Annotated in this window: 1 protein-coding gene; it reads right to left on the bottom strand. The window is 66.7% G+C overall.

The window, feature by feature from the left end; translation table 11 throughout:
* Positions 1-525: branched-chain amino acid ABC transporter permease (locus NKH41_RS34110; protein ID WP_352936021.1), on the bottom strand; the 525-nt coding region annotated here is incomplete at both ends.

The following is a 525-nucleotide window of genomic DNA, read 5'->3' as shown; positions in this document are numbered from 1 at the left end:
AGCCGGCCGGCTCGACGGTGCGCAGATAGGTGAAGGCCCACAGCACCCCGGCGACGCCGATGATGAAGGACGAGATGGCGAACGCCAGCAGCTTGGTCTTCAGCACAGGGACGCCGATCACCCGCGCGGCGGTTTCGTTGTCGCGCACGGCGATGAAATTGCGGCCGGTCGCGCTGTTGACCAGGCGCCAGACCAGCGCCGTGAGCACGATGACCGTGGTCACCGAGAGCAGGTAGCGGCCCGTCGCCCTGTCGAGCGAGAAGCCCGCAACGGCAAGGTGCGGCGCCGAGATCACTCCGGATGGGTTGTCGTTGGAGAACCACCCGAACTTGGTCAGCGCCCACTGCACGAAGAACTGGGCGGCGAGCGTCGAGACGGCGAGATAGAAGCCGCGCAGGCGCAGGCTCGGCAATCCGAACACGACGCCGATGCCGGCGGCTGAAATCCCGGCCAGGATCATGGTCGCAGCCAGCGGCAGTCCTTCGACCCGAAGGTTGAAATTGTAGGCGGCGAAAGCGCCGACCG

Origin of the sequence: Mesorhizobium sp. M1169 (genome assembly GCF_040318345.1) — a bacterium.
GTDB lineage: Bacteria > Pseudomonadota > Alphaproteobacteria > Rhizobiales > Rhizobiaceae > Mesorhizobium.
Note: the sequence above shows the minus strand (reverse complement) of the source record. Positions and strands in the feature narration are given on the sequence as shown.